The sequence below is a fragment of the Actinomadura sp. NBRC 104412 genome, from assembly GCF_030269515.1.
In the GTDB taxonomy this organism is placed as follows: domain Bacteria; phylum Actinomycetota; class Actinomycetes; order Streptosporangiales; family Streptosporangiaceae; genus Spirillospora.
Window position 1 is genome coordinate 312,388 of the sequence record NZ_BSTM01000004.1, and the last position, 25,010, is coordinate 337,397.

A 25,010-nucleotide genomic window follows, 5' to 3' on the forward strand; every position below is an offset into this window, starting at 1 on the left:
CGCACCATGCGGCCGGGCGCTCCGCTTCCGGGACGCCCGGCCGCGGCAGACCGCCTCAGGGGGCGGGCGGCGCGACGACCACCTGCACCCGCTGGAACTCCTTCAGCTCGGTGTATCCGGCGGTCGCCATCGCGCGGCGGAGCGCGCCGATGAGGTTCATCGAGCCGTCGGCCACATGCGAGGGGCCGAACAGGATCTGCTCCATGCTGCCGATCGTGCCCAGGTCGATGCGGGTGCCGCGGGGCACGTCGCCGTGGTGGGCCTCGCTGCCCCAGTGGTAGCCGCGGCCCGGGGCCTCGTTGGACCGCGCGAAGGGCGAGCCGACCATCACCGCGTCGCTGCCGCAGGCGAACGCCTTGGCGATGTCGCCGCTGTTGGTCATCCCGCCGTCGGCGATCACGTGCACGTACCGGCCGCCGGACTCGTCGAGGTAGTCGCGCCGCGCCGCCGCCACGTCCGCCACCGCCGTGGCCATGGGCACCGCCACGCCCAGCACGGTGCGGGTGGTGTGCCCCGACCCGCCGCCGAACCCGACCAGCACCCCGGCCGCGCCCGTCCGCATCAGGTGCAGCGCCGCGGTGTACGTCGAGCAGCCGCCGACGATCACCGGCACGTCCAGGTCGTAGATGAACTGCTTGAGGTTGAGCGGCTCGGCCCGTCCCGACACGTGCTCGGCCGACACCGTGGTGCCGCGGATCACGAACAGGTCCACGCCCGCGTCGATCACGGCCTTGTGGAACTGGGCGGTGCGCTGCGGCGACAGCCGGGCGGCCACGGTCACCCCGGCGTCCCTGATCTCCTCGATCCTGCGGCCGATCAGCTCCTCCTTGATCGGCTCGGCATAGATCTCCTGGAGCCTGCGGGTGGCGCGGAGATCGTCCAGCGAGGCGATCTCGGCCAGCAGCGGCTCGGGGTCCTCGTACCGGGTCCACAGACCCTCCAGGTCGAGCACCGCCAGCCCGCCGAGCCGTCCCACCCGGATCGCGATGGCCGGGCTGACCACGCTGTCCATCGGCGCCACGACCAGCGGCATCTCGAACCGGTAGGCGTCGATCTGCCAGGCGACGCTGACCTCCTCAGGGTCGCGGGTACGGCGCGACGGCACGATCCCTATCTCGTCGAACGCGTACGCCCGGCGCCCGCTCTTCCCCCGGCCGATCTCCACCTCAGCAGCCATGGGGACGATGCTACGGTCAGTGGTTGCGTCCCTGGTAATTCGGGGCTTCCACGGTCATCTGGATGTCGTGGGGGTGGCTCTCCTTGAGCCCGGCGGAAGTGATCCGCATGAGCCGGCCGCGCTCCTGAAGCTCGGGGATGGTGCGGGTGCCCGCGTACCACATCGACTGGTGCAGTCCGCCGACGAGCTGGTGGGCGACGTTGGCCAGCGGGCCACGGTAGGGCACCTGCCCCTCCACACCCTCGGGGATCAGCTTCTCCTCGCTGGCGACCTCGGCCTGCGCGTAACGGTCCTTGGAGTAGGAGCCGCCGCGCTCCCGGTTGCGCATCGCGCCGAGCGAGCCCATGCCCCGGTACGACTTGTACTGCTTGCCATGGACGAAGATCAGCTCGCCGGGCGACTCCTCCACGCCCGCCAGCAGGCTGCCCAGCATCACGGTGTCGGCACCGGCCACGATGGCCTTGGCGATGTCGCCGGAGTACTGGAGGCCGCCGTCCCCGATCACCGGGATGCCCGCCTCCTTGGCCGCCCGCGCGGCCTCGGCGATCGCGGTGATCTGCGGGACGCCCACGCCCGCCACCACGCGTGTGGTGCAGATGGAGCCGGGGCCCACCCCGACCTTGATGGCGTCCGCCCCGGCCTCGGCCAGCGCCTTGGCGCCCGCGTACGTGGCGACGTTGCCGCCGACCACCTGGACCCCGCAGCCGGCCTTGACCGCGGCGACGGTGTCGGCGACGCCCTTGGAGTGGCCGTGGGCGGTGTCCACCACGATCACGTCGGTGCCCGCCTCGACCAGGGCCTTGGCGCGGCGCACGGCGTCCTCGCCCACGCCCACGGCCGCCGCGACCAGCAGCCGGCCGTCGGCGTCCTTGGTGGAGGCCGGATACTGCTCGCTCTTGGTGAAGTCCTTGACGGTGATCAACCCGCGCAGCCGCCCGTCGCCGTCCACCAGCGGCAGTTTCTCGACCTTGTGCCGGGACAGCAGCGCGAACGCGTCCTGCCGGCTCACGTCCATCGGGGCGGTGATCAGCGGCATCGGGGTCATGACCTCGCGCACCGGCCGGGACAGGTCGGTCTCGAAGCGCATGTCGCGGTTGGTGACGATGCCGACCAGCACGCCGCGCACGTCGGTGACCGGGACGCCGGAGATCCGGTAGCGGGCGCACAGCTCCTCGACGTCGGCGAGGGTCGCGTCCGGCAGGCAGGTCACCGGGTTGGTGACCATCCCGGCCTCGGACCGCTTGACCCGGTCGGCCTCGGCGGCCTGCTCCTCGACGGACATGTTGCGGTGCAGCACCCCGATCCCGCCCTGGCGGGCCATCGCGATCGCGGTGCGGGACTCGGTGACGGTGTCCATCGCCGCCGACACCAGCGGGATCCTCAGGGTCACCTCGCGGGTGAGCCGGGTGGTGGTGTCCGCCTCGCCCGGCTGGAGATCCGAGTAGCCCGGGAGCAGCAGCACGTCGTCGAAGGTCAGGCCCTCCGGGATGATGGCGGCGGGCTCGGCTGCGGGATTCATGACTACCCTTCCCCTGGTGGTGCCGGTGGGCGGCGACCGACCCTGATCGCGCAGGTCATGGCGGCGTGGGTCCCATGGTAGGACCTGTGCCCGCCACCCGTCGGAGCTTCGGCCGCGACGGTGAGTGGTGTTGGTGACATCCCAGAACGCCCGGTTTCATGCCTGCATTCCCGCCAAAAGCCCGTCAGACTTCCGTTGTGACCGTCAGGACGTCCTGACGGTTGGACAGGGCCGATCACACGCGGATGGACGCGGGGGGTGCACTGGACGGGGGCCGCCGCAGTAGCGTGGAGGGGTGCACGACGACGCGCCGCTCGACCCGTTCGCCGGCGACCCGGAGGACCCGGCCGCCTCGCTCGGCGACCCGGGCGAGGATGCCGCTCCGCTCAGCGTGGCGGAGCGGGAGGACGTGCTGGCCGACCTCGCCGACCTGGAGGTCTTCCGGGCCCTGCTGGAGCCGCTCGGCGTGCGGGGGCTGACCGTCGACTGCGGCGACTGCGGCAGGCCGCACTACATCGACTGGGACCTGCTCCACGGCAACCTGCGCCACCTGCTCGACCAGGGCCTTCCCAGGGTCCACGAACCGGCCCTGTCCCCCGACCCGGTCGACTACGTCAGCTGGGAGTACGCCCGCGGCTATGTGGACGGCGTCATCGACAGCGAAGAAGGCAGGGAATCCTAGTTTCCGGCGGGTCGAGGCGCACTACTTAGTCGAAGCGCACTGACGAGCTGCTGGTCAGCGGTCCCGCCAGGGGTCGGGGACGCCGAGCCTTACGCGCCATCCCTTGCGGATCAGGGACTCCCCTATGCGGGACGGCCTGCCGTCCGGGAACGAGGCTTCGCTCCGGCCTGTGCGGTCCGCCCGCATCGAGTGGTAGGGGAAGCCGCCTCGCCTGAACGGGCCGCGCGCCAGCGGGCCTTCGCGCCGCCCGTCCTTGCGTTCCCTGGACTTCGTGTCCTCGCTTGGGCGGTCGCGTTCGGGCTCGGGCGGGCGCCGTACGGGGGCCGGGGGTCCCGCGAGGACCGTCGTCCCGGTCTCCGTGGCCGCGGTTGCGGAGGGCGTGGAGGACTTGGAGATGTCCTCGACAGGCCCCGCGGCGTCCTGTTGCGGGGGCGCCTCCCCCGGACCGGCCGCGGCGACACCGGTGGTGGCCAGGACGGCACCGGCCACGCCGAGCGCCACGATCGTGCGGGAACCGCGGCGGCGCGGGCCCCGCGGCGGTCCCGTCCGGTCGGGCCCGTCCGCCCCCTGGTCGGGAGAAGCGGCCACGGACGGCTCGTTGACGTCCCTGAGCAGGGCCTTCAGCAGGTTGACCGCCGGGTCATGGGCCAGGCCGAGACCGGGGTCGTCGCCGGCCGTGCGGCGGCCTCCGAGGGCGTCGATGAGGGCGTCGGTGCGGCGGACGGCGTACGCGTCGCCCGTCAGCGGCACCGGCTCCGGCGGCGGTTCGGGGGCCGCGCGTCCGTTGATCGGGATGACGGCGCCGGAGGCCGAAGGCAGGGGGCGCTCGATAACCGACTTGTCCGGATCCGGGGCGCCCTGGCTCCGTTCCGTCAAGCGATCGACTCCTCTCTGGCCATCGCCCGGAGCCGGGCCAGCGCCCGGTGCTGCGCCACCCGCACCGCTCCCGCGGACATGCCCAGAACGTTACCGGTCTCCTCGGCGGACAGGCCCGCCACCACGCGCAGCAGCACCAGCTCGCGCTGGTGCTCGGGCAGGCGCGTGAGCAGGTCGCGGGCGCGCTGCGCCTCGATGTAGCGGACCACGGTCTCCTCCGGCCCGGGCCGGTCGTCCGGGCCGTCCGGCAGGTCCTCGGTGGGGACCGCGGCGCGGACCGCGCTGCGCAGCGCATCCGCGATCTTGTGCGCGGCGATGCCGAACACGAAGGAGGCGAACGGGCGTCCCATGTCGCGGTAGCGCGGCAGCGCGGACAGCACCGCGATGCAGACCTCCTGCGCCACGTCGTCGGCGATGTGGTACTGCCCGGAGACCCGGCCGAGCCGGGCCCGGCAGTAGCGGACGACCATCGGGCGGACGTGCCCGATCAGCACCTCGATGGCGCTCGGGTCACCCTCGACGGCGAGAGAGGTGAGTTCCTTGAGGTCCCCTTCGTCGGCACTCGCTTGGACCGCTTTCGCTATGCGCAGCGCCCGCACCCCGCGGCCGGCATCGCGGGGGGTTGGAGGGGCCGTCCCCTCCGAGGGGTCGGCAGCGCGCGCGGTCGTGGTCCCGGCGAAGCATCCCTCGGTCACGTTGAGCATGATGCCCAGCGCGGTCGGGCCTGTCTCCACTGTGAACGGCAACGGAATGGTCACAGTGTCAGGGCGGGGACGGGATTGTCACGCATCGCGTTCGGGCGACCCCGATGTGTGCGAGCCATCCCCCTCGCGGCACAACAAACGTCAACAAACAACCCGGACAACAGTGAACCGCAAGTAATCCACGACATACGCACAAACCGGACAAAAGAGAAATCCCCGCCGGAAACCCGGCGGGGATCCTCCTATGGCCGTCACATGGCCGTCACATGGCCGTCAGCGGGCGCGGGTCAGTGGCCGTGCCCGTGGCCGTGGCCGCCGGCCGCGGCGGGCTCCTCCTCCTCCGGCTTGTCGACCACCAGTGCCTCGGTGGTGAGCAGCATGCCGGCGATCGAGGCGGCGTTGGTGACCGCGCTGCGGGTCACCTTCACCGGGTCGATGACGCCCTGCGCGATGAGGTCGCCGTACTCGCCGGTGGCGGCGTTGTAGCCGTGGCCCTGGTCCAGCTCGCGGACCTTGGAGACCACGACATAGCCCTCCTGGCCGGCGTTCTCGGAGATCCAGCGCAGCGGCTCGACCAGCGCGCGGCGGACCGCCTCGGCGCCGGTGGCCTCGTCGCCCGAGAGCCCGAGGGCGTCGAAGCCGCCGCTCGCCACGTGCACCAGCGCGCTGCCGCCGCCGGACACGATGCCCTCCTCGATGGCCGCGCGGGTCGCCGAGATCGCGTCCTCCAGGCGGTGCTTCTTCTCCTTCAGCTCCACCTCGGTGGCCGCGCCGACGCGCAGCACGCAGACGCCGCCGGCCAGCTTGGCCAGCCGCTCCTGCAGCTTCTCGCGGTCCCAGTCGGAGTCGCTGTTCTCGATCTCGACCTTGATCTGGTTGACCCGGGCCTGGATCTCGTCGGCCGCGCCGGCGCCGTCCACGATGGTGGTGGCGTCCTTGGTGACCGTGATCCGGCGGGCCCGGCCCAGCTCCTCCAGGCCGATCGAGTCCAGCTTGAGGCCGATGGACTCGCTGATCACCTGGCCGCCGGTCAGGGTGGCCATGTCGCCGAGCATCGCCTTGCGGCGGTCGCCGAAGCCGGGCGCCTTGACCGCGACCGAGACGAACGTGCCGCGGATCTTGTTGGCGACCAGCAGCGCCAGCGCCTCGCCCTCGACGTCCTCGGCCACCACCAGCAGCGGCTTCTTGGTCTGCGCGACCTTCTCGGCCAGCGGCAGGAACTCCTGGACGTTGGAGATCTTGCCGTCCACGATCAGCACGTAGGCGTCCTCCAGGACGGCCTCCATGCGCTCGGGGTCGGTGACCATGTGCGGCGACAGGTAGCCCTTGTCGAACTGCAGGCCCTCGGTGAACTCCAGCTCAAGGCCGAAGGTGTGGGCCTCCTCGACGGTGATGACGCCGTCCTTGCCGACCTTGTCGAACGCCTCCGCGATCAGGTCGCCGATCTGGGCGTCCTGCGCGGAGATGGTGGCCACGTGCGCGATCGACTCGCGCTCGCCGACCTCCTTGGCCGCCTTCAGCAGCTGGTCGGACACGTGCTGCGCGGCCTGGTCGATGCCGCGCTTGAGGGCCAGCGGCGAGGCGCCGGCGGCCACGTTGCGCAGGCCCTCGCGGACCAGGGCCTGCGCCAGCACGGTGGCCGTGGTGGTGCCGTCACCGGCGATGTCGTTGGTCTTGGTCGCCACTTCCTTGGCGAGCTGGGCCCCCAGGTTCTCGTAGGGGTCCTCAAGCTCCACCTCGCGGGCGATGGTCACGCCGTCGTTGGTGATCGTCGGCGCGCCGAACTTCTTGTCGATGACGACGTTGCGGCCGCGCGGGCCGATCGTCACCTTGACGGCGTCCGCGAGAGCGTTGACGCCGCGCTCAAGAGCCCGGCGAGCGTCCTCATCGAACTCCAGGATCTTCGCCATGCGGGAAACTCCACTTCATGTACGGCGGCGCGTACGGCACGCCTGCCCGATGAGGGCCGCGGCGGCCGGACGCGCGCCAGGCGGGCAACGCGATCCGCCCCGGCCGCCCCTGCTAGCAGCGGGCCGGTCCGGGGCGGTGCATCACGTGCTGCGTGCTTACTTCTCGACGATCGCGAGGACGTCGCGGGCCGAGAGGACGAGGTACTCTTCGTTGTTGTACTTGACCTCGGTGCCGCCGTACTTGCTGTAGAGCACAACGTCGCCGACGTTCACGTCGAGCGGCACCCGCTCACCCTTGTCGTCGACCCGGCCAGGGCCCACGGCCAGGACGGTGCCCTCCTGGGGCTTCTCCTTGGCGGTGTCGGGAATGACCAGGCCCGACGCGGTGGTGGTCTCGGCCTCAAGCGGCTGGACGACGATGCGGTCCTCGAGCGGCTTGAGAGCAACCTTGGTGGCGGTCGTCACGATCTGACCTCCCCTTCGATTGATCCTCGGCCGGCCAAGGCTGGCCGACCGGCAACTGTGACAGAAGAGGCGACCCCGGACCGGCCTGTCGTCGCGGGTGCCAGACCGACCTTGTCGCTGTGTTGGCACTCTCACATCGAGAGTGCCAGCATGGAGACTATTCCGTGCCCGGTGGCCAGTCAACATGAACACGGCCGTACGGGAGACGCCGTGAGCGAACGTCCTCCCAACGGTTAACGTCCACCTTATGGACCTCCAGGCGTTCGGTGACCTGCGGGCTCCCGAAGGCCGGGAGGCGCTGGCGGCGGCCATGCGATCGGACCTGAGCGAGAGCGGCCTGCTGGCCACCGCCACGCGGCTGCGCGGGCAGCACCCACCCGAGTTGGTGCAGGCCGCCCTCACGCAGGCGCGCCTGCGGCGCAGGGCCCGCGCCAAGTTCGGGTTGGACGCCGATGTCATGTACTTCACGCATGCCGGGCTGGAGCAGTCCACCCGGGCCGGCGTCGCCGCCTACCGCGCCCGCCGCTTCGCCGACGTGCTGGGCACCAAGGGGACGGTGCTCGACCTGGGCTGCGGCATCGGCGCGGACCTGATCGCGCGGGCGCGCGCCGGATGCCCCGGTGAGGGCGTCGAGCGGGACCCGCTGACCGCCGAGGTCGCCCGCGCCAACCTGGCCGCGCTGGGGCTGGACGGCCTGGCCTCCGTACGGGTGGGCGACGCGCTCGCTCAGGACCCCGCCGGGTACGCGGCGGTGTTCGCCGACCCGGGACGTCGCACCGCGCGGGGCCGCGTCTTCGACCCCCGCTCGTACGAACCGCCCCTGGACGCGGTGCTCGCCTTGGCGCGGCAGGCTCCCGCCGCTTGCGTGAAGGTGGCGCCGGGCATCCCGCACGAGGCCATCTGGGACGCCGTGGAGGCCGAATGGATCTCGGTCGGCGGCGAGGTCAAGGAGGCGGCGCTCTGGCTCGGCGACCTGGCCGGGCCCGCCTCGGCACGCCGCCGCGCCACCCTCATCCCAAGGGACGGCGCGGGTGGGAAGATCACGACGTTGACCCCGGAGGAGGGCCTGGGCGAGCCGCCGGTCGGGGGCTGGGGCCGTTACCTGTACGAGCCGGACGGGGCCGTGATCCGCGCCGGGCTGGTGGCCGAGGTGGCGGCGCGGGTCGGCGGATGGCTGGCCGACCCGCGGATCGCCTACATCACCTCCGGGACGCTGGTGCCGACCCCGTTCGCCGCAGCGTACGAGATCGAGGACGTGCTTCCGTTCTCGGTCAAGCGGCTGCGCGCCGAGCTGCGCCGGCGCCGCCCCGGCTCGCTCACGATCAAGAAACGCGGCTCGGCGATCGATATCGACCGGCTGCGGCACGACCTGGGGTTCGGCCGCCGCGCGGCGGACCGGGACGGCGGTGAGCTGACGCTGGTGCTCACCCGGGTGGGCGATGACCCGATCGCCCTGCTCACAAGCCGGGCACCATAAAAGACCGGAGATCTTCGTCCTGCATTCGCCTGCGAAAAGGCGCGAACCCACATCCGCCCCGGCCGGCCAATAAAATGATCTTGCCGTGCCGGACCTGTCGAACTCCGCTGCCGACGCGGTCTTCACCGCCTTCCGCCGGTCTCGCCGGAAACCACCGGATATCCCGCCCGGCCGGATCGCCCTTTTCCTTCCCGCGGCGCGATAACCGTCCTTGGATCGGCGTGGGGGGCGTGTCACGCGCGCACTACAGTTGACGGTTCGGATTTGATTACCGCGCGTCCATTTCCGAACGCGCACGAAGGAGCATCGGGTGGAAACGAATCACAACTTCCTGCAGACGGGAGGCCAGCCGGTCTCCGACCGTATGCGGGAGTTGCTCGCCCGTGCGGCTCAGGACCACGTGTACTCGCAGCGGTCCAGCGGCGGCCAGGCGCTGGACGACATCCGCCAGCGCCTCGAAGGCGTGGAGTGGGCGCTGCGCGAGGTGCGCGAGGGGGGCTTGGGCGGGCTGACGGGGCAGCTCGACGGCGTCCGCGGCCAGGTGGAGGAGCTGTCGGGCAAGCCGCCCGGCTGGGCCGAGGGGCTGGCCGAGCACATCGAGGCGGTCGGCGAACGGGTCAAGCCGGTCGCCGAGCTGCCCGCTCTGTGGGCCGACGTCGGCGTGATGGCCGAGAACGTGGACGAGGCCCTGGCGCGCGTCCAGACCGCGATCGACTCGGCGGAGCGGATCGCCGAGGCCACCCGGCAGGCGTCCCAGCGCATGGAGGAGATGGCCAAGCGGCTCGACCGGCTCCAGGGCGGCATGGAGGCCGCCTCGGTGCGCTTCAACCGGCTCGACAAGTCGCTGGCCGAGCTGGGGCACCGCGCCGAACGGCTGGACCATTCGATCAACGCGGTGTCCACCCGCGTCGACCACGCGCTGGGCGAGATGGCCGACCGGGTGGAGCAGGGACTGGAGGCGGTCACCGGCCGGGTGGAGGGCGTCGGCGGCAGGCTGGACGGTCTCGACGGCCGCCTGGAGGGCCTGTCTGGCAAGCTGGACGGGCGGCTGGCCGCCCTCGACGAGCTTCAGACAAAGGTGAACGAGCTGGTCAGGCGGCCCGCCTTCGACCACGGCGACCGGTTCGACGCGCTGGAGAAGCACCTGGCCGACGCCGTCGACCCGCTGCTCGAACAGCTACGGGCCCGGCCCGACCGGGACGAGGTCGAGGCGACCGTGGCGCGCCACGTGGACCGCCGGGCCGAGTCGGTGGAGGACCACATCACCCGCGCCCACGAGGACATGCTGAAGCGCCTGTGCACGCTGGAGGAGACGATGCTGGCGCTGGCCGAGGCACTGCTGCGGACCCGCCGCGAGGACAAGGATTGAGAACGTCAAAAGGAAGGCCCGAGACCGCCCCGCGCATCCTGTGGTTTGTCCGGCAATCGACGGAACCGTCCGAAGCATTGCCATCAAGGCACCTCGATGACGTGCATTTTGTTACGTTCCGTCTTCGCAAAATCACTCCCGATTCGCGGCCCCATCCGTTTTCATGGATCTCGTGACGCACCCATCGGCACCCTGCCTTCCGACCGGCTCGCAACCCAGCCGCGCCACGCTGCGCTGGGTGGAGGAGTGCCTGGGCCGGGGAGCGGAGGTGCGGCTGCTGCGGCCACTGGCGGGCGGCTCCGCGCACGCCAACCACGCGCTGCTGGTCGAGAGCCCGTCGGGCAGCCCGCACCGCCTGGTGCTGCGCCGCTGGGCCCGCACCGGCGCCCGTTCCCGCGGCGGCGACCCGCGCTTCGCCGACGCCGAGTTCTCCCCGGAACGCGAGATCGCCGCGCTGACACTACTGGCGGGCTGCGAGGTCCCCACCCCGGCACTGATCGCCGCCGACCCGGCCGGGGCCTACTGCGACGCGCCCACCCTCCTGATCACCCAGCTCGGCGGGCATCCACCCCGTCCAGCGCCCGCCGACCTGCCCGAATACCTCATCCAGCTCGCCGCGGCGCTGCTGTCGGTGCACGGCAGGGCAGGCGGGGCGAGCATGCCGCCCTACGTCCCGTACAACAGGCTCGACCAGCGCCGCCCACCCCGGCACGCGCTACGCCCCGCGCTGTGGGAACGCGCCTTCGAGATGGCGTCCAGACCCGCACCCGACGCGCCCTCGGTCTTCATCCACCGCGACTACAACCCGGACAACACCCTGTGGTCCTACGGCAGGCTCACCGGGATCGTCGACTGGTCGGACGCCTCATACGGCCCTCTGGCCATCGACATCGCCCACATGCGCCTGCACCTCGCCCTACGCTACGGCTCCCGCGCCGCCGACCAGTTCGTGTCCGCCTTCGACCAGGTCTCAGGCGGCTACGCACACGACCCGTACTGGGACCTGCGCTCCGTCCTAGACCTGCTCCCAGAGGACGACACCCACCACATAGGCGAGGCCACCATCCCCCTAGTAGAGAACTACCTAGCCGCCGTCCTATCGCAATACACCTAACCCGTGTTTATTGCAAGCACGAGCTGCGCTCGTCGCTGGCGCTCCTCGCTTGTCGTGCTTGCGGCGATCGCTGCATCGCTCCGACTTTATTGCAAGCACGAGCTGCGCTCGTCGCTGGCGCTCCTCGCTTGTCGTGCTTGCGGCGATCGCTGCATCGCTCCGACTCGCCTAGAGGCTCGCTGCGCGATCAGGGTCTCGCTGGCGCTCGCCCCTGCCTTCGGTCGCGATCGCAACGCTTGGGCGACCGTTCGGGGCTGGCGTTGGGGGCTGGGGGTGGGTGCGAGGTGGTTATTGCATCCGCGAGCTGCGCTCCTCGCCCTGGGGGGCTCGCTGCGCGGTCAGGGTCTCGCTGGCGCTCGTCCGTGGGTTTGGGCGCGATGGTGGTGCTTGGGGTCGTTCGGGGTTGGGGTCCACCCACCCCAGCCCGTCACCCCAGCCCCGAACGGCGGCCAGGCGTTGCGATCGCGACCGAAGGCAGTTCCGAGCCTGCGAGGAACTGATCGCGAAGCGAGCCCCAGGGCGAGTCGAAGCGATGCAGCGATCGCACGCGGTGCCGGAGAAGGAGGGCGCCCAGCGCCCGACGCCGCAGGCACCGCCAATAAACACAGCACCCACCCCAGCCCGTCACCCCAGCCCCGGACGGCGGCCAGGCGTTGCGATCGCGACCGAAGGCAGGGGCGAGCGAAGCGAGACCCTGATCGCGGAGCGAGCCCCTGGGCGAGTCGGAGCGATGCAGCGATCGCCGCAAGCACGACAAGCGACGAGCCGCCAGGCGAGGAGCGCAGCTCGTGCTTGCCTAAAAAGCAAGCCCGCTGTCGGCCAGCAGGTCCAGTGGGGATGGGGGGCGGCCGGTGGAGATCAGTTCGGCGCCCATGGCGGCGACCATGGCGCCGTTGTCGGTGCACAGTTTGGGGCGGGGTGCTCGTAGCCGGATGCCTGCCGCGTCGCAGCGTTCCTGGGCGAGTGCGCGCAGGCGGGAGTTGGCGGCGACGCCGCCGCCGATGAGGAGGTCTTTCACCCCGTTGTCGCGGCAGACCTTGAGCGCTTTGTGGGTGAGGACGTCGACCACGGCTTCCTGGAAGGAGGCGGCGACGTCGGCCACGGGGATCGGTTCTCCGGCGCGTTCTTTGGCTTCGACCCATCGGGCCACCGCGGTCTTCAGGCCGGAGAAGGAGAAGTCGTAGGTGCCGTCGTCGTATTTGCCGCGGGGGAAGGGGATCGCGGCCGGGTCGCCTTCGCGGGCGCGCCGGTCGATGACGGGGCCGCCGGGGAAGCCGAGGTCGAGGATGCGGGCGACCTTGTCGAACGCCTCGCCGGCCGCGTCGTCCACGGTGGCGCCGAGCGGGAGCACCTCACCGGCGATGTCGGGGACGAGGAGCAGCGAGGAGTGTCCGCCCGAGACCAGCAGGGCCACGCACGGCTTGGGCAGGGCGCCGTGTTCGAGCTGGTCGACGGCCACATGGGCGGCGAGGTGGTTGACTCCGTACAGGGGCTTGCCGAGGGACAGCGCGTACGCCTTGGCGGCGGCCACGCCGACCATGAGCGCCCCGGGCAGCCCGGGGCCGGCGGTGACCGCGAACGCGTCGAGGTCGTCGAAGGCGACGCCCGCGTCGGCCAGGGCGCGTTCGACGGTCGGCCCCATGGCCTCCAGGTGGGCCCGTGACGCGACTTCCGGGACGACGCCGCCGAACCGGGCGTGTTCCTCCACGCTGGAGGCGACGGCGTCGGCCAGCAGGGTGTGGCCGCGGACGATGCCCACGCCGGTCTCGTCGCAGGAGGTCTCGATGCCGAGCACGAGGGGCTCGGAGTCTCGGATCACGGTGTCTGGTCCTCCCGCGCGGAGCCGGTGGGGTGGGGCGGGGCGGTGACGTCCAGCCGGCGGCGCATCACGATCGCGTCGACTCCGGACGGCTGGTAGTAGCCCTTGCGGAGGCCGATCCGCTTGAACCCGAAGTGCTCGTAGAGCCTCCGCGCCCGGTGGTTGTCGGCCCGTACCTCCAGGAACACCTCCGTGCCGCCGCGCCGCCGCGCCTCGTCCAGCAGTTCGGTGAGCAGGGCGGTGCCGACGCCGCCGCCCTGCCGCTGGGGCTTGACGGCGATCGTCTGCACATCGGCCTGGTCGCCCGCGGCGGCGAGCCCTGCGTAGCCGATGAGTTCGCCGCCGGGTGCCTCGGCCACCACGTAGTGACGGGTGCGGGGCTGGTCGGCGAGCTCGCCGAGCAGCATCTCCTCCGACCAGGCGTCGTCGGGGAACAGGGTCCGTTCCAGCCGCAGCACCGCGGGGACGTCGGCGGTCTCCATCCGGCGCAGTTTCAGGCCCGTGCCGCTCACGCCGGGGTCACCTTCTTGCGTGGCCCCGGCTCTCTGGCATCGGGACGGCGCAGGTAGAGCGGGTCGGGTGGAAGCAGTTCCGGTCCGGGGGCGCCGGAGAGCCGGGACACGGCCAGCTCGGCCAGCGCCCCGGCCGTGGGCAGCAGCGGCTCCGGCGAGGTTCCCGAGGCGGCCAGGACGTCGGCGTAGATCGCCGCCCCCTCGCCGATCACCGGCAGCGCGTCCGGCCGGTCGGCCAGTACGTCGGCGGGACGGCCCACGGCGGGCTCGGTGACCCGTTCCTTGGACGAGGCGTACCGGGCCCAGTAGACCTCCTTGCGCCGGGCGTCGGTGGCGACGGCGAAGGGGGTGGTGCGTCCCGAGGCCCAGGCGATGATGTCCAGCGTGCACACGCCGTGCACCGGTACGCGCAGGGTCTCGCCCATGGCCCGCGCGGTGACCAGCCCCACCCGCAGCCCGGTGTACGGGCCCGGGCCCACGCCCACGGCGATCGCGCTGAGGTCGGCGGGGGCGGCCCCGGCCTCCGCCATCACGTCGGCGATGGCGGGGGTGAGCAGTTCCGCGTGCCTGCGCCGGTCGACACCGTCCGCCGAGCCGCGGGGCCGCACGCCCTCGCCCGGCGACCACTCGTACAAGGCGACGGTGACCGCGGCCGTCGCGGTGTCGAAAGCCAAGACCAGCACGGATGGAAAGCGTACTGTAGGCGCCGCGTGACCGGATCGCGTCGCGGGACGCGCAGTGCTCCGGCCTCAGCGCGAGCCGAGGGCTCCCACGACGCTCTTGGCGGCCTCGGTGGCGCCGCCCACCGCGCTGTCGGCATTGAGGGGCTTGCCGCCGTTGCCGCCCGAATAGTGGATGGTGACCAGGACGTTGACCACGCGGATGTTGGCGATGGCCTCGCCGGAGCCCTGGGACTCGTCCACGCTGTAGACGACATAGCCCTCGTCGCCGACGCCCTGTATCGGCGCCTTCTCGGTCAGCTCCTGCCCGGCGAGCAGGGACTTGCCGGACTCGTCAGCCTTGCGCTCGTTGTCGAACACACCGCGCGCGACATCGGTGGGGGTCTGGTTCGGCCCCCCTTCGATGGCGCGCAGCTCGACGGTGAGCTGCCGCTTGTTGTCGCCGGTGTAGGCGCCCCAGACGCACTGGTTCCGCCGGTCGCTGCTCTGGTAGTTGTCGGCGCGGGTGCGGTCGGCCTTGGGCGCCAGCTTGTCGGCCACCTGCTTGTTCAGCAGCTCGCAGGCGTCGGGGACGATGGAGCGCTCGGCCTTGGAGGTCGGGGAGCTCCCGGCGGTGGCGGTTCCCACCTGCCCGGCGTCGTCGCCGCCCGAGCCGACCCCGCCGAGGAGGACGAAGGCGGCCAGCACGCTGGCGCCGACGGCCCCCACGACACCCGCCAGGATGAACGGGAGCCTCTTACGCCCGGTCCTGCGTTCGCGCACGATGCGGTGGCTTCCCGTGCCCGTCCGGTACCCGCCGCTGCTGGGCGACCTGCGGGGCGGAGGCTGGTTACGCCGGTAGTCGCCGCTGGTGGAGCCGTACTCGGCGCCGCGAAGCCCGTAGTCCCCGCTGCCGCCGCCCTGGGGACGGTACGTGTCGCCGCGCGAACCGTACGCGCCGCTGCCGCTCACGCCGTAGCCACCGCTCTCCCGGCTTCTGTACGCACCGCCGCCCGTGCTGTACTCGCCCGAGCCGTAGCCACCCGAGCTGTAGCCACCCGAGCCGCCGGATCCGGCCGGGTAGCCGCCGGAGCCGTATCCGCCCGTGGTGTAACCACCGGAGCCGTAGCCGCCGCCCGTGCGGGTGGGGTCCTGGTCACGGTCGGGCGCGCCGTAGTCGGCGGGGAGGTAGCCGCCTCTCACCGTGCGGTACTCGCCACTTCTCGGGTCGTACTCCTTCCCACTGGAGGGTCTGTATCCGTAGTCGCCGCTTTCCGTAGGGTAACCGCCGCTCTGCCGGTTCCGGTCGGCCTCCCAGCCGGGGCCGTCTGTCCGCTGACCTCCGCCGCGATGGTTACCGCTCACCGGAACCCTCCGAGGGAAAGCTGATATGCCTTGAAGGTGAGGTTCGTTCGGCAAAGAGTATGTCATCCCGCCGTAATGTGAGATCCCCCAGGCTTAGGGTAAAAACACGAAAGATTCTCGTGTCGGGTGAGTCGCGGGGTGTCAAGCGAGCTCGGCGGGCAGTCCGGACCAGCGTTCGCCGACCCCGATGATCTTTAGTTCGCGGGTCTCCGAAGCGTCGTCGCCGCGCTCAATGATCACTTCCAGCCGGCCGTCGGCGAGCCCTTCCGCCAGCCCCCGGCCCCATTCCACGACCGTCACCGAATCCTCGGCGATGGCGTCGAGATCGAGGTCGTCGAGTTCGGCGAAACCGCCCAGCCGGTAGGCGTCCGCGTGGACCAGCGCGGGCCCGTCCGCCAGCGGAGGGTGCACCCGCGCGATGACGAAGGTGGGCGAGGTGATCGGCCCGCGCACCTTCAGCCCCTCGGCGATACCCTGCGTAAGTGTGGTCTTACCGGCCCCCAGGTCGCCGGTGAGCACCAGGAGGTCCCCGGCGCGCAGCAGGGCCCCGAGACGGGCGCCGAGCGACCGCATGCCGGCCGCCGTGGGCACTTCGAGGTGGATCTCCACGCTCTTGTGCGGGGTCTCGTCCGCGGCCTTGTGCTCGCTCCGCTCCTGCCTCATCTCGCTCATTTCCCGGCCGCCCGTCCATGGCCGCCGTTCCGCCGGAACGCGGCACGCATGCCGAGCGCGGCATCCCCCGCACCATGCGAGTTCCCGGTGCCGCACGGCCGCATCAGGACGAGCATTTTCTTCCCTTTCCTCCGGCTTCCTCGGACTTCCTTGGGCTTATGGAACTTTGTTGCGGTTCAACGGCGTCACCCGGAAACGCCTTTCGTATCCGGAACCGCCCCTGCCGCTCCCTCACCGCGGCGGCATAGGCGAAATCGCCGATCGACCGCGCGCTTCCAGTACATGCGATCAGGGGCCCGAGCGCGAATCGAGGGTCAGGCGGAGCGTTCCTCACGTCCCGCGCGGATCCGGTCGACCAGCCGCCGCAGGCCGCCGGTCACCACGCCCGGGTACTCCAGCGGGAGCACGTGACCGGCGTCGCCGACCTCGACGTACTCGGCGTCCGGCAGAGCCTCGGCGATGTTCCGGCCGTGCTCGGGCGGGGTCAGCCGGTCCTCGCCGCCGGACACCACCAGCACGGGCACCCGGCCCAGCGTCTCCAGCGCGTCCAGCTTGTCGTGGGCGATCAGCGCCGGATAGAACTCGGCGATCACGTCGATCGGGGTGGCCCTGATCATCTGCTCCAGGAAGTCCACCACGGTCGGGCTCACCCGCCGGTCGGCGAAGGCCATCCGGCGGGTGACGATGAAGGCCAGGTCGGCGCCCAGCGCGCGGGCGCGGTCCACCAGGTCGGCACGGCGGCCCAGGCCGCGCAGCGTGCCCGGCGCCAGCGGCCGCAGCACCTTGGCCAGCACCATCGGCAGGCCCAGCGTCATCTCGGTCAGGTTGCCGCACGAGGTGTTGACCAGCGCGACGCCCACGACGCGGGGGCCGTCGCGCCCCGCCTCGAACACCTCGGGATGCCGGTCGGCCAGCGCCATGATCGACATGCCGCCCATCGAGTGGCCCACCAGCACGACCTCGCCGCCGGGACGGACGGTGGCGCGCAGCACCGCGTACAGGTCCTCGCCGGTCTGCTCGATCGTGGCGTGGGTGGGCTTGCTGCGCCCGGAACGGCCGTGGCTGCGCTGGTCCCAGAACACCAGCCTGGGCCGCCCGCGACCGGCCTGCCTCCTGCCGCGCGCGCCGTCCCCGCCGCCCGGCACCGTGCTGTCGAGCGAGTACCGCAGGTCGCGGCGCTGGAAGTGCCAGGTGTCCTGGTTGAGCGCGTAGCCGTGGCTGAACACGATCGTCAGCCGATCCCCCGGAGGCGGACCCCCGGACCCACCGGACCCGCCGGGCTTCGTCCCGAGAGCGGTGAGAGGCGCGTCGTCGGGCTCGTCGATCTCCACGTGCAGCGGGACCCCGTCGTCGGCCAGCACGGTGAGCGCGTTTCCGCGCAGTTGGCCGAACGGCTCGTCGGCGTCCGGGTCGGGACGCAGCCTGACCCGGCCCACCGCCAGCCGGCGGAGCCCCACGGCGGCGCCGATCCCGGCCGCGCCGACGCCCGCGACCGCCCCGGCGATGCCGATCCTGCGCCCGCGCTTGCTAACCATCCACGCTCCCTGTTCCCACGCTCCCGGGCTCCGCGTTCCCAGGCTTCGCGCTCCTGGGGGGACCGGCCCCGGGACCCCCCGTGTACACCCGGGGCACCCGTGACCCGATGCGCGTGACGATCTCATACGAGATCGTTCCCAGCGCGTCCGCCCACTCCTGAGCGGTCGGCTCGCCGCGCTCGCCCGTCCCGAACAGGACGATCTCGTCCCCGGCGGCCAGCGTGTCGTCGCCGAGGTCGATCATGAACTGGTCCATGCAGACCCGGCCGGCGATCCGGCGCCGCCGCCCGGCGGCCAGCACCTCCAACACGTTCGACCCGTGCCGGGGGATGCCGTCGCCGTAGCCGGCCGGGACGAGCGCCAGGTTGGTGCCACGGCCGGTGACGTAGGTATGGCCGTAGGAGACGCCGCTGCCCTCAGGGACGCGCTTGAGCAGCGCCGCACCCGCGACCAGCGTCATGGCGGGACGGAGCCCGAACGTGCCCTCGCGCGGCACCGGGGTCAGCCCGTACACGGCGATCCCGGGACGCACCAGGTCGAACCGCGCCTCGGGGATCATCAGCGTGGCGGCGGAGTTGGACAGGTGCCGCACCTCGGGACGGATCCCGGCCTTCTCGGCGTGCTCCACCATCTCCTGGAACGCCGAGAGCTGGCGCCCGATGGACGGATGGCCCGGCTCGTCGGCGCAGGCGAAGTGCGACATCAGGCCCACGACCCGCAGCAGGCCCTCGGCCTCGGCCGCCAGCGCCGCGTCCACCAGGGCGGGCCAGTCCTCGCCGGTGGCGCCGCCCCGTGACATCCCCGTGTCGGCCTTGAGGTGGATCCGCGCGGGAACGCCCGTTCGGCGTGCGGCCTCCGCGATCTCCTTGACCAGCCACGGCGCGCCCGCGGCCAGGTCGAGCCCGGCTTGGACGCCCTTGCCGTAGGGTTCCCCCGGCACGCCCAGGCAGACCAGCGTCCGCACGCCGCTGCGCCCGGCGAGCCCGGCCTCGTGAAGTTCCAGCCCTTCGGCGAGCTTGGCGACCCCCAGCCAGGTGGCGCCTCCCGCCAGCGCGGCGCGGGCGGCGGGCACCAGCCCGTGTCCGTACCCTTCGGCCTTCACCATGGCCATGACCTCGGCACCGGCGGCCCGGTCGCGCAGCAGCGCGACGTTGTCGCCGATCGCGCCGAGGTCGACGCGTGCCTCCGCAGGACTGCTCATGGTCACCAAGTGTGCCGCCTCCGTGCCGTGATCGCGCCTGGTCACGCGCGGCAGGGCCCATCCCACGGGATTTCTTTCCCTTTTGGACGCAAGCGTCCGCTATGGGGTTCGCCAGGCTTGCTTCACCCTCTGTCACCAGATCGCGCGGAAGGCGGCGGGCAGCGCCTCGATGACGTCATACGCGCTGATCGGCGCCTCGGCGGCGCGCCCGTCCGTCCCCTTGCCCGTGAACGGCGGGGACGGCAGGAACGGCGCGGACGGCCCGGCCACCGCGGGCGGTCCGGCGGTGGCGATGCGCCCGGCGAGCCCGTGCAGGTACGCCCCGGCGGCCGCGGCGTCCAGCGGCGCCATCCCGCCCGCCAGCAGCGCCCCGATCAGGCCGGAAAGGACGTCGCCCGTCCCCGCGGTGGCCAGCCACGGCGTGCCGGTCGGGTTCACCCGGACCGGGCGGTCCACCTCGGCCACCAGCGTCGTCGAACCCTTGAGCAGCACGGTGGCGGGCAGCTCCGACGCGGCGCGGCGCACGTGCTCCAGCCGCCGCGCCTCGATCGCCTCCCGGTCCGCGTCGATCAGCCGGGACAGCTCGCCCGCGTGCGGGGTCAGCACGGTCGGGGACGGGCGGCGCAGCAGCTCACGGCGGCGGGCCACGATGGTCAGCCCGTCGGCGTCCACCAGGACGGGCAGGTCCGTGGCGAGCACGGCCTCGACCAGCGACTCGGCCCCCTCGCCCGTCCCGAGGCCGGGGCCCACCACCCACGCCTGCACCCGCCCGATCTTCCCCAGCGCGTCCGGCTTGGGCTCGATCACCGTGGTCACGGCCTCCGGCCAGCGGTGCCGTACCAGCTCCACCGCGTGCGGGACGGACGCGAACCGCACCATGCCCGCGCCCCCGTGCACGGCGCCTCCCGTGCACAGGACGGCGGCGCCCGTGAGGCCCTCGCCGCCCGCCAGGATGCCCACGACGCCGCGCCGGTACTTGTCCGACTCGGAACGCGGCTCGGGAGGCTGGACGTCCTCGGGCCAGGCGGCCACCACGTCCGGGTCGCTCAGGTGGGGTCCCAGACCGATGTCGACCAGCTTCACCACGCCGCAGTGCGCCGCGCCCGGGTCGATCAGCAGGCCGGGCTTGTGGGTGCCGAAGGTGACGGTGACGTCGGCGCGCACGGCCGCGCCGTCCACCCGTCCCGTGCCGGCGTCGACACCGCTGGGCACGTCGCAGGCCACGACGGTCGCGGTGGACGCCGAGGCGAGCTTGGCCAGCGTGGCGTGCGGCTCGCGCAGGGAACCCGACCCGCCGATCCCGGTCAGCCCGTCGATGACCAGGTCGGCGTCCGCGATCAGCTCGGCCGCCTCGGACTCGGGCGGCACCGCGCGGCCACCGGCCGCCTTCAGCGCGGCCAGCCCCTCCGGGTGGATCTTCGAACCGGCCGCCACCGCGTGGACCCGTGCCCCGCGGCGTGCCAGGCGCGCGCCCGCGTACAGGGTGTCGCCGCCGTTGTCGCCGCTGCCCACAAGGAGCACGACACGCGCGCCGTACACCTGGTCCAGCAGCCCGGCGCAGACGGCCGCGAGCCCGGCCGCGGCCCGCTGCATCAGGGTGCCCTCCGGCAGCCGCGCCATCAGCGCCCGCTCGGCCGCCCGAACCTTGCCGACCTCGTGCGCGTACCTCATCCGCCCTCCGTCCCCACGTCAGTCCACTCCCGAGTCTGCCCAGGTCATCCCGGTCATCCCGTCTCGGCGACCACGATGGCGGTGGCGATGCCGCCGTCATGGCTGAGCGAGACGTGCCAGCGGGTGACGCCGCGTTCGGCGGCCGCGGCAGCGACCGTCCCGGTGACGCTCAGCGTCGGACGGCCGTCGCCGGCCCGTCCGATCTCGGCGTCGGTCCACTGCAACCCGCGCGGCGCGCCCAGCGCCTTGGCCAGCGCCTCCTTGGCGGCGAACCTGGCGGCCAGCGAGCGCCCGGCCAGGTCACGCTCCACCTCGGTGAACAGACGTCCCCGCAGCCCCGGGGTGCGCTCCAGCGCACGTTCGAACCTGGCGATGTCCACGACGTCGATGCCCACACCCACGATCACCCGTCCAGAATCCCACGGCGGCACCCTCCGTCCCCTCGCACCCGCCGGCCAATCCGCCGTGCCGCGCCTGACCTGGCGCGACCACGCGATCCCTGTCGCTCGGAATACAGTGGCGTTCCGATCGAATACCCGCGCGCGCAGGTTGCCGTGCAAGTTACGGTTTCCTCTACACGGGCGATCCCGTACCCCACAGTTTTGAAGAATCCCCATCGGAGAGCCTTAGCCCGCCGCGGCGTCGCAATGGCGCGGGCCGCGCGGGAAGGGCTCGGCAGGGGTGGAGAGGCCGCAGCGATGAGCGCATCCCCCCGTCCCTCCGTCCGGCAGCGCCGGCTCGCCGCCGAACTGCGCCGGATGCGCGAGCAGAACGGGCTGACCGGAGACGAGGTCGCCGACCGCCTCGCCTGGTCGACCGCCAAGGTGAGCCGGATCGAGAACGCCCGCACCGGCGCCAAGATCGCCGATGTGCGGCTGCTGCTCGACCTGTACGAGGTGGAGGGCCCGCGCCGGGAGGAGATCATCGCGCTGGCCCGGGACGCGGCCGAACGCGGCTGGTGGGAGGAGTATCGCGACCTCATCGGCGGCTACCCGGACTACATCGCCATGGAGGACGAGGCGAGCCTGATCCGGCAGTGGGAGACGCACATCATCCCGGGGCTGCTGCAGACCGAGGCGTACGCCCGCACGGTCGTGTCCGGCTACAACACCATCGCGGCGACCCCGCCGCGCGAGATCGACCGGCGGGTCGAGGTGCGGATGCGGCGCCAGGGCATCCTGCACCGCGTCCCCGACCCGGCGGAATTGTGGGTCATCATCGACGAATCCGTGCTCTGGCGACTGGTCGGGGATAATTCGGTCATGCTGGATCAGATGCGGCATCTGACCACCATTATGCAGTTGCCCAATGTACGGCTCCAGGTATTCCCAATGAATGCGCCACACCCACTCATGGAGGGCTCTTTCACGCTGCTTGAGTTCGCTGCTTCCCATGACGTCACGTTCCCCGATATCGTGCATACCGAGAGTCTGGCGGTAAGCCATTTCGAGGACGAGATGACCACCCATCTCTTCCGTCTCGCCCACGACACATTGGCCGAGGCGGCGCTGGGTGCCGCCGAGTCCCGGGACTTCATCGCGGAGATTCTCAACGCATGGCAGGAACAAGTATCGAATCGCAGCCACTGAACTAAAGGATGTCGCGTGGCCTCCGCTGAAACCGACCCGATCTCCTGGCGCAAGAGCAGCCGTTGCGCCGCCAACGGCTCCTGCGTCGAAATCGCCGCACTTGCCCCGTCACGGGCGATCGCCGCCCGTGACGCCACGTACGGCGACGCAAGCCCGGTCCTGCTGTTCTCCACCGGGGAATGGCGCTCGTTCACCGACCGGATCAAGCGAGGGGATCTCGAACCGTCCTCCTGAGGACACGCTGGGCCCGGGCCGGAACCTCCGCCCGGGCCTTCGTCATGTCCGGGGGCATGCTGCCGGGGGGCATGGTGCCGGGGCCGTGGTGTCCGGCCGGTCACCCACCCCGGCATGGCGCGCCAGTATGCGGTGGCGGGCAGGTCAGCCGACTCGTGACCTTTAATGGCGTTTGGAGGCATTTGGCGTCGGCCACACCGCGGTGGCCGCAGGGTGGCCACACGGCGGCCGGCACCGTGGCCGGCACGGTGGCCACGGCGTACCGGCCATGGCGCGCCGGGCCACGGCGAGGAGATCGGATGCTCACCGACGGGACGAGCGGGCACGGCTGGCGGCGGAGCAGACGCTGCCAGACCAACAACGGCTGCGTGGAGGTCGCCCGGGCGGAGGCTCCCACCGGACCCCTGATCGCGATCAGGGACGGGACGCTGCCCGCCGCCGGCGCCCTGGTGCTGGAACCCGGCGCGTGGCGCGCCCTGCTGCACCGGCTCAAAGCAGGCGACTCGGACATGCCCGAACGCGGCGCCTGACCCGGGGCCGTCAGGGCGACCCGCACGCGCCCGGCGACCGTCCGCACGGCGTACGCGGGCGGCGATCCGCGCGCCCCGCTACTCGACCGTGACGGACTTGGCCAGGTTGCGCGGCTGGTCGACGTCGTGTCCCTTGGCGGTGGCCAGCTCGCAGGCGAACACCTGGAGCGGCACCGTGGTCACCAAGGGCTGGAGCAGCGTCGGCACGGCCGGGACGGCGATCAGCGTGTCGGCGTAGGGCTCGACCGAGGTGTCGCCCTCCTCGGCGATCACGATGGTGCGGGCGCCACGGGCCCGGATCTCCTGGATATTGGACACGATCTTGTCGTGCAGCACGTCCCGCGCGCGCGGCGGGACCACCACCACGACCGGCAGGCCCTCCTCGATCAGCGCGATCGGGCCGTGCTTGAGCTCACCCGCCGCGAAGCCCTCGGCGTGCATGTACGCCAGCTCCTTGAGCTTCAGCGCGCCCTCAAGGGCCACGGGGAAGCCCACGTGCCGTCCCAGGAACAGCACGCAGCGCTCGCCCGCCAGCGACCGGGCCAGCTCCCGGACGGGCTCCATGGTCTCCAGGACCTTGTCCACCTTCTCCGGCATCTGCGCCAGGAGCTGGATCATGGCGAACACCTCGTCGCCCCACTTGGTGCCGCGCACCTGCGCCAGGTACAGCGCGATCAGGTACACCGCCACGAGCTGGGTGAGGAACGCCTTGGTGGACGCGACGGCGATCTCCGGCCCCGCGTGGGTGTACAGGACGCCGTCGCACTCGCGCGGCAGCGTGGAGCCGTTGACGTTGCAGATGCCCAGCACCTTGGCGTGCTGCTCGCGGGCGTGCCGGACCGCCATCAGCGTGTCCATCGTCTCCCCCGACTGGGAGATCGCGATGACCAGCGTGGAGCGGTTCAGGATCGGGTCGCGGTAGCGGAACTCGTGCGCCAGCTCCACCTCGCAGGGCAGCCCGGCCCAGTGCTCGATGGCGTACTTGGCGATCAGCCCGGCGTGGTTGGCGGTGCCGCAGGCCACGATGATGACCTTGTCGACCTCGCGGAGCTCCTGGTCGGGCATCCGCATCTCGTCCAGGATCAGCCGGCCGTCGGTGCCGATCCGGCCGAGCAGGGTGTCGGCGACCGCCCGCGGCTGCTCGGCGATCTCCTTGAGCATGAAGTAGTCGTAGCCGCCCTTCTCCGCGGCCGACACGTCCCAGTCGACGTGGTACTCCTTCACCTCGGCGGGACGCCCGGCGAAGTCGGTGACCACCACCCCGTTGGGACGCAGCTCCACCACCTGGTCCTGGCCCAGCTCGATCGCGTCGCGGGTGTGGGCGATGAACGCGGCCACGTCGCTGGCCAGGAAGTTCTCGCCCTTCCCCAGGCCGACCACCAGCGGTGAGTTGCGGCGGGCGCCCACCACCAGGTCGGTGTCGCCGGTGTGGACGGCCACCAGGGTGAAGGCCCCCTCCAGGCGCCGACACACGCGCCGCATGGCGTCGGGAAGCCCGCCGCCCCGCTTCAGCTCGTCCTCCAGCAGGTGCGCGACGGCCTCGGTGTCGGTGTCGGAGCGCAGCTTGTGACCGGCCTCCTCCAGCTCGGCCCGCAGCCTGGCGAAGTTCTCGATGATCCCGTTGTGGATGACCGCGACCGTCCCCGTGCAGTCGGTGTGCGGGTGCGCGTTGCGGTCGTTCGGCGGGCCGTGCGTGGCCCAGCGGGTGTGCCCCATCCCGGTGGTGCCGGCGGGCGGAGGCTCCTCTTCGAGCGCGTTGCGCAGGTTGACCAGCTTCCCCGCACGCTTGGCCGTGGTCAGCCTCCCGTCGGCCAGGACGGCCACCCCGGCCGAGTCGTAGCCGCGGTACTCCAGCCGCGCCAGCCCTTCGACCACGACGTCCAATGCCGGCTTGGCGCCGACGTACCCAACGATTCCGCACATGGGGGCA

General features: G+C 71.9%; 23 protein-coding genes. 7 read left to right on the top strand and 16 right to left on the bottom strand.

The window, feature by feature from the left end; genetic code table 11:
• Positions 1 to 55: 55 nt before the first annotated feature.
• Positions 56 to 1,165 carry a GuaB3 family IMP dehydrogenase-related protein gene (locus QSK21_RS07585; RefSeq protein ID WP_285694703.1) on the bottom strand — a complete coding sequence of 370 codons (1,110 nt, stop codon included), beginning with the start codon at positions 1,163 to 1,165 and terminating at the stop codon, positions 56 to 58.
• A 28-nt stretch (positions 1,166 to 1,193) separates the two neighbouring features.
• Positions 1,194 to 2,696, bottom strand: a complete 1,503-nt coding sequence (guaB, locus tag QSK21_RS07590; protein ID WP_285694603.1) for an IMP dehydrogenase — start codon at positions 2,694 to 2,696, stop codon at positions 1,194 to 1,196.
• Positions 2,697 to 2,991: 295 nt separating this feature from the next.
• On the opposite strand from guaB, the gene QSK21_RS07595 reads away from it, so the two are divergent.
• Complete coding sequence (locus QSK21_RS07595; RefSeq protein ID WP_285694604.1) at positions 2,992 to 3,378, top strand: DUF5319 domain-containing protein; 387 nt, start codon at positions 2,992 to 2,994, stop codon at positions 3,376 to 3,378.
• A gap of 54 nt (positions 3,379 to 3,432) precedes the next feature.
• Here QSK21_RS07595 and QSK21_RS07600 read toward each other — a convergent pair whose 3' ends face one another.
• From QSK21_RS07600 to groES, 4 genes are all read right to left on the bottom strand, one after another.
• Positions 3,433 to 4,254, bottom strand: coding sequence for a hypothetical protein (locus QSK21_RS07600; RefSeq protein WP_285694605.1), 822 nt, complete (start codon positions 4,252 to 4,254; stop codon positions 3,433 to 3,435).
• Positions 4,251 to 4,958 carry a sigma-70 family RNA polymerase sigma factor gene (locus QSK21_RS07605; protein ID WP_395109485.1) on the bottom strand — a complete coding sequence of 236 codons (708 nt, stop codon included), beginning with the start codon at positions 4,956 to 4,958 and terminating at the stop codon, positions 4,251 to 4,253. The genes QSK21_RS07600 and QSK21_RS07605 overlap by 4 nt, the downstream gene beginning before the upstream one ends.
• Before the next feature lie 287 nt (positions 4,959 to 5,245).
• A complete protein-coding gene (gene groL, locus QSK21_RS07610) occupies positions 5,246 to 6,868 on the bottom strand; it encodes a chaperonin GroEL (protein ID WP_285694606.1) in 1,623 nt (540 codons plus the stop codon).
• A 156-nt stretch (positions 6,869 to 7,024) separates the two neighbouring features.
• Entirely contained in the window at positions 7,025 to 7,333 is a 309-nt protein-coding gene (gene groES, locus QSK21_RS07615; RefSeq protein ID WP_502871522.1) for a co-chaperone GroES, read from the bottom strand.
• Between the two features lie 247 nt (positions 7,334 to 7,580).
• Between groES and QSK21_RS07620 the strand changes: the two genes are divergently transcribed.
• The 3 genes from QSK21_RS07620 (at position 7,581) to QSK21_RS07630 (ending at position 11,293) form a co-directional block, all read left to right on the top strand.
• Positions 7,581 to 8,810, top strand: coding sequence for a class I SAM-dependent methyltransferase (locus tag QSK21_RS07620; protein WP_285694607.1), 1,230 nt, complete (start codon positions 7,581 to 7,583; stop codon positions 8,808 to 8,810).
• Between the two features lie 310 nt (positions 8,811 to 9,120).
• Positions 9,121 to 10,179 (top strand): hypothetical protein, encoded by a 1,059-nt coding sequence (locus QSK21_RS07625; RefSeq protein ID WP_285694608.1) that lies wholly within the window; start codon positions 9,121 to 9,123, stop codon positions 10,177 to 10,179.
• Positions 10,180 to 10,342: 163 nt separating this feature from the next.
• Entirely contained in the window at positions 10,343 to 11,293 is a 951-nt protein-coding gene (locus QSK21_RS07630; protein ID WP_502871523.1) for a phosphotransferase family protein, read from the top strand.
• 796 nt (positions 11,294 to 12,089) lie between these two features.
• On the opposite strand, the gene tsaD is transcribed toward QSK21_RS07630, so the two are convergent.
• The 9 genes from tsaD to QSK21_RS07675 all read right to left on the bottom strand — a co-directional run bounded on the left by tsaD (position 12,090) and on the right by QSK21_RS07675 (position 21,134).
• Positions 12,090 to 13,112 (bottom strand): tRNA (adenosine(37)-N6)-threonylcarbamoyltransferase complex transferase subunit TsaD, encoded by a 1,023-nt coding sequence (tsaD, locus tag QSK21_RS07635; RefSeq protein WP_285694610.1) that lies wholly within the window; start codon positions 13,110 to 13,112, stop codon positions 12,090 to 12,092.
• Positions 13,109 to 13,594: a ribosomal protein S18-alanine N-acetyltransferase gene (gene rimI / locus QSK21_RS07640; RefSeq protein ID WP_285694706.1), complete on the bottom strand. Its 486-nt coding sequence runs from the start codon at positions 13,592 to 13,594 to the stop codon at positions 13,109 to 13,111. Before rimI ends, tsaD begins: the two co-directional genes overlap by 4 nt.
• Positions 13,595 to 13,620: 26 nt before the next feature.
• Positions 13,621 to 14,307 (bottom strand): tRNA (adenosine(37)-N6)-threonylcarbamoyltransferase complex dimerization subunit type 1 TsaB, encoded by a 687-nt coding sequence (gene tsaB, locus QSK21_RS07645; protein ID WP_285694611.1) that lies wholly within the window; start codon positions 14,305 to 14,307, stop codon positions 13,621 to 13,623.
• Between the two features lie 66 nt (positions 14,308 to 14,373).
• The gene (locus QSK21_RS07650; protein WP_285694612.1) at positions 14,374 to 15,648 is read right to left on the bottom strand and encodes a hypothetical protein; all 1,275 of its coding nucleotides are present in this window, start codon (positions 15,646 to 15,648) and stop codon (positions 14,374 to 14,376) included.
• A gap of 141 nt (positions 15,649 to 15,789) precedes the next feature.
• Positions 15,790 to 16,221 (bottom strand): tRNA (adenosine(37)-N6)-threonylcarbamoyltransferase complex ATPase subunit type 1 TsaE, encoded by a 432-nt coding sequence (gene tsaE, locus QSK21_RS07655; protein ID WP_285694707.1) that lies wholly within the window; start codon positions 16,219 to 16,221, stop codon positions 15,790 to 15,792.
• A gap of 413 nt (positions 16,222 to 16,634) precedes the next feature.
• Complete coding sequence (locus QSK21_RS07660; RefSeq protein WP_285694613.1) at positions 16,635 to 17,855, bottom strand: alpha/beta fold hydrolase; 1,221 nt, start codon at positions 17,853 to 17,855, stop codon at positions 16,635 to 16,637.
• On the bottom strand, positions 17,848 to 19,056 hold the full coding sequence (gene alr, locus QSK21_RS07665; protein WP_285694614.1) for an alanine racemase: 1,209 nt from the start codon (positions 19,054 to 19,056) through the stop codon (positions 17,848 to 17,850). The genes QSK21_RS07660 and alr overlap by 8 nt, the downstream gene beginning before the upstream one ends.
• 132 nt (positions 19,057 to 19,188) lie before the next feature.
• Positions 19,189 to 20,727, bottom strand: a complete 1,539-nt coding sequence (locus tag QSK21_RS07670) for an NAD(P)H-hydrate dehydratase (protein WP_285694615.1) — start codon at positions 20,725 to 20,727, stop codon at positions 19,189 to 19,191.
• A 53-nt stretch (positions 20,728 to 20,780) separates the two neighbouring features.
• Positions 20,781 to 21,134 (bottom strand): holo-ACP synthase, encoded by a 354-nt coding sequence (locus tag QSK21_RS07675; RefSeq protein ID WP_285694616.1) that lies wholly within the window; start codon positions 21,132 to 21,134, stop codon positions 20,781 to 20,783.
• A gap of 291 nt (positions 21,135 to 21,425) precedes the next feature.
• Here QSK21_RS07675 and QSK21_RS07680 point away from each other — a divergent pair, with 291 nt between their 5' ends.
• The 3 genes from QSK21_RS07680 (at position 21,426) to QSK21_RS07690 (ending at position 23,080) form a co-directional block, all read left to right on the top strand.
• Positions 21,426 to 22,316 (top strand): helix-turn-helix domain-containing protein, encoded by an 891-nt coding sequence (locus tag QSK21_RS07680; RefSeq protein ID WP_285694617.1) that lies wholly within the window; start codon positions 21,426 to 21,428, stop codon positions 22,314 to 22,316.
• A 15-nt stretch (positions 22,317 to 22,331) separates the two neighbouring features.
• Positions 22,332 to 22,550: a DUF397 domain-containing protein gene (locus tag QSK21_RS07685; protein ID WP_285694618.1), complete on the top strand. Its 219-nt coding sequence runs from the start codon at positions 22,332 to 22,334 to the stop codon at positions 22,548 to 22,550.
• 299 nt (positions 22,551 to 22,849) lie between these two features.
• Positions 22,850 to 23,080 (top strand): DUF397 domain-containing protein, encoded by a 231-nt coding sequence (locus tag QSK21_RS07690; protein ID WP_285694619.1) that lies wholly within the window; start codon positions 22,850 to 22,852, stop codon positions 23,078 to 23,080.
• A gap of 78 nt (positions 23,081 to 23,158) precedes the next feature.
• On the opposite strand, the gene glmS is transcribed toward QSK21_RS07690, so the two are convergent.
• On the bottom strand, positions 23,159 to 25,003 hold the full coding sequence (gene glmS / locus QSK21_RS07695) for a glutamine--fructose-6-phosphate transaminase (isomerizing) (protein ID WP_285694620.1): 1,845 nt from the start codon (positions 25,001 to 25,003) through the stop codon (positions 23,159 to 23,161).
• Positions 25,004 to 25,010 lie beyond the last annotated feature (7 nt).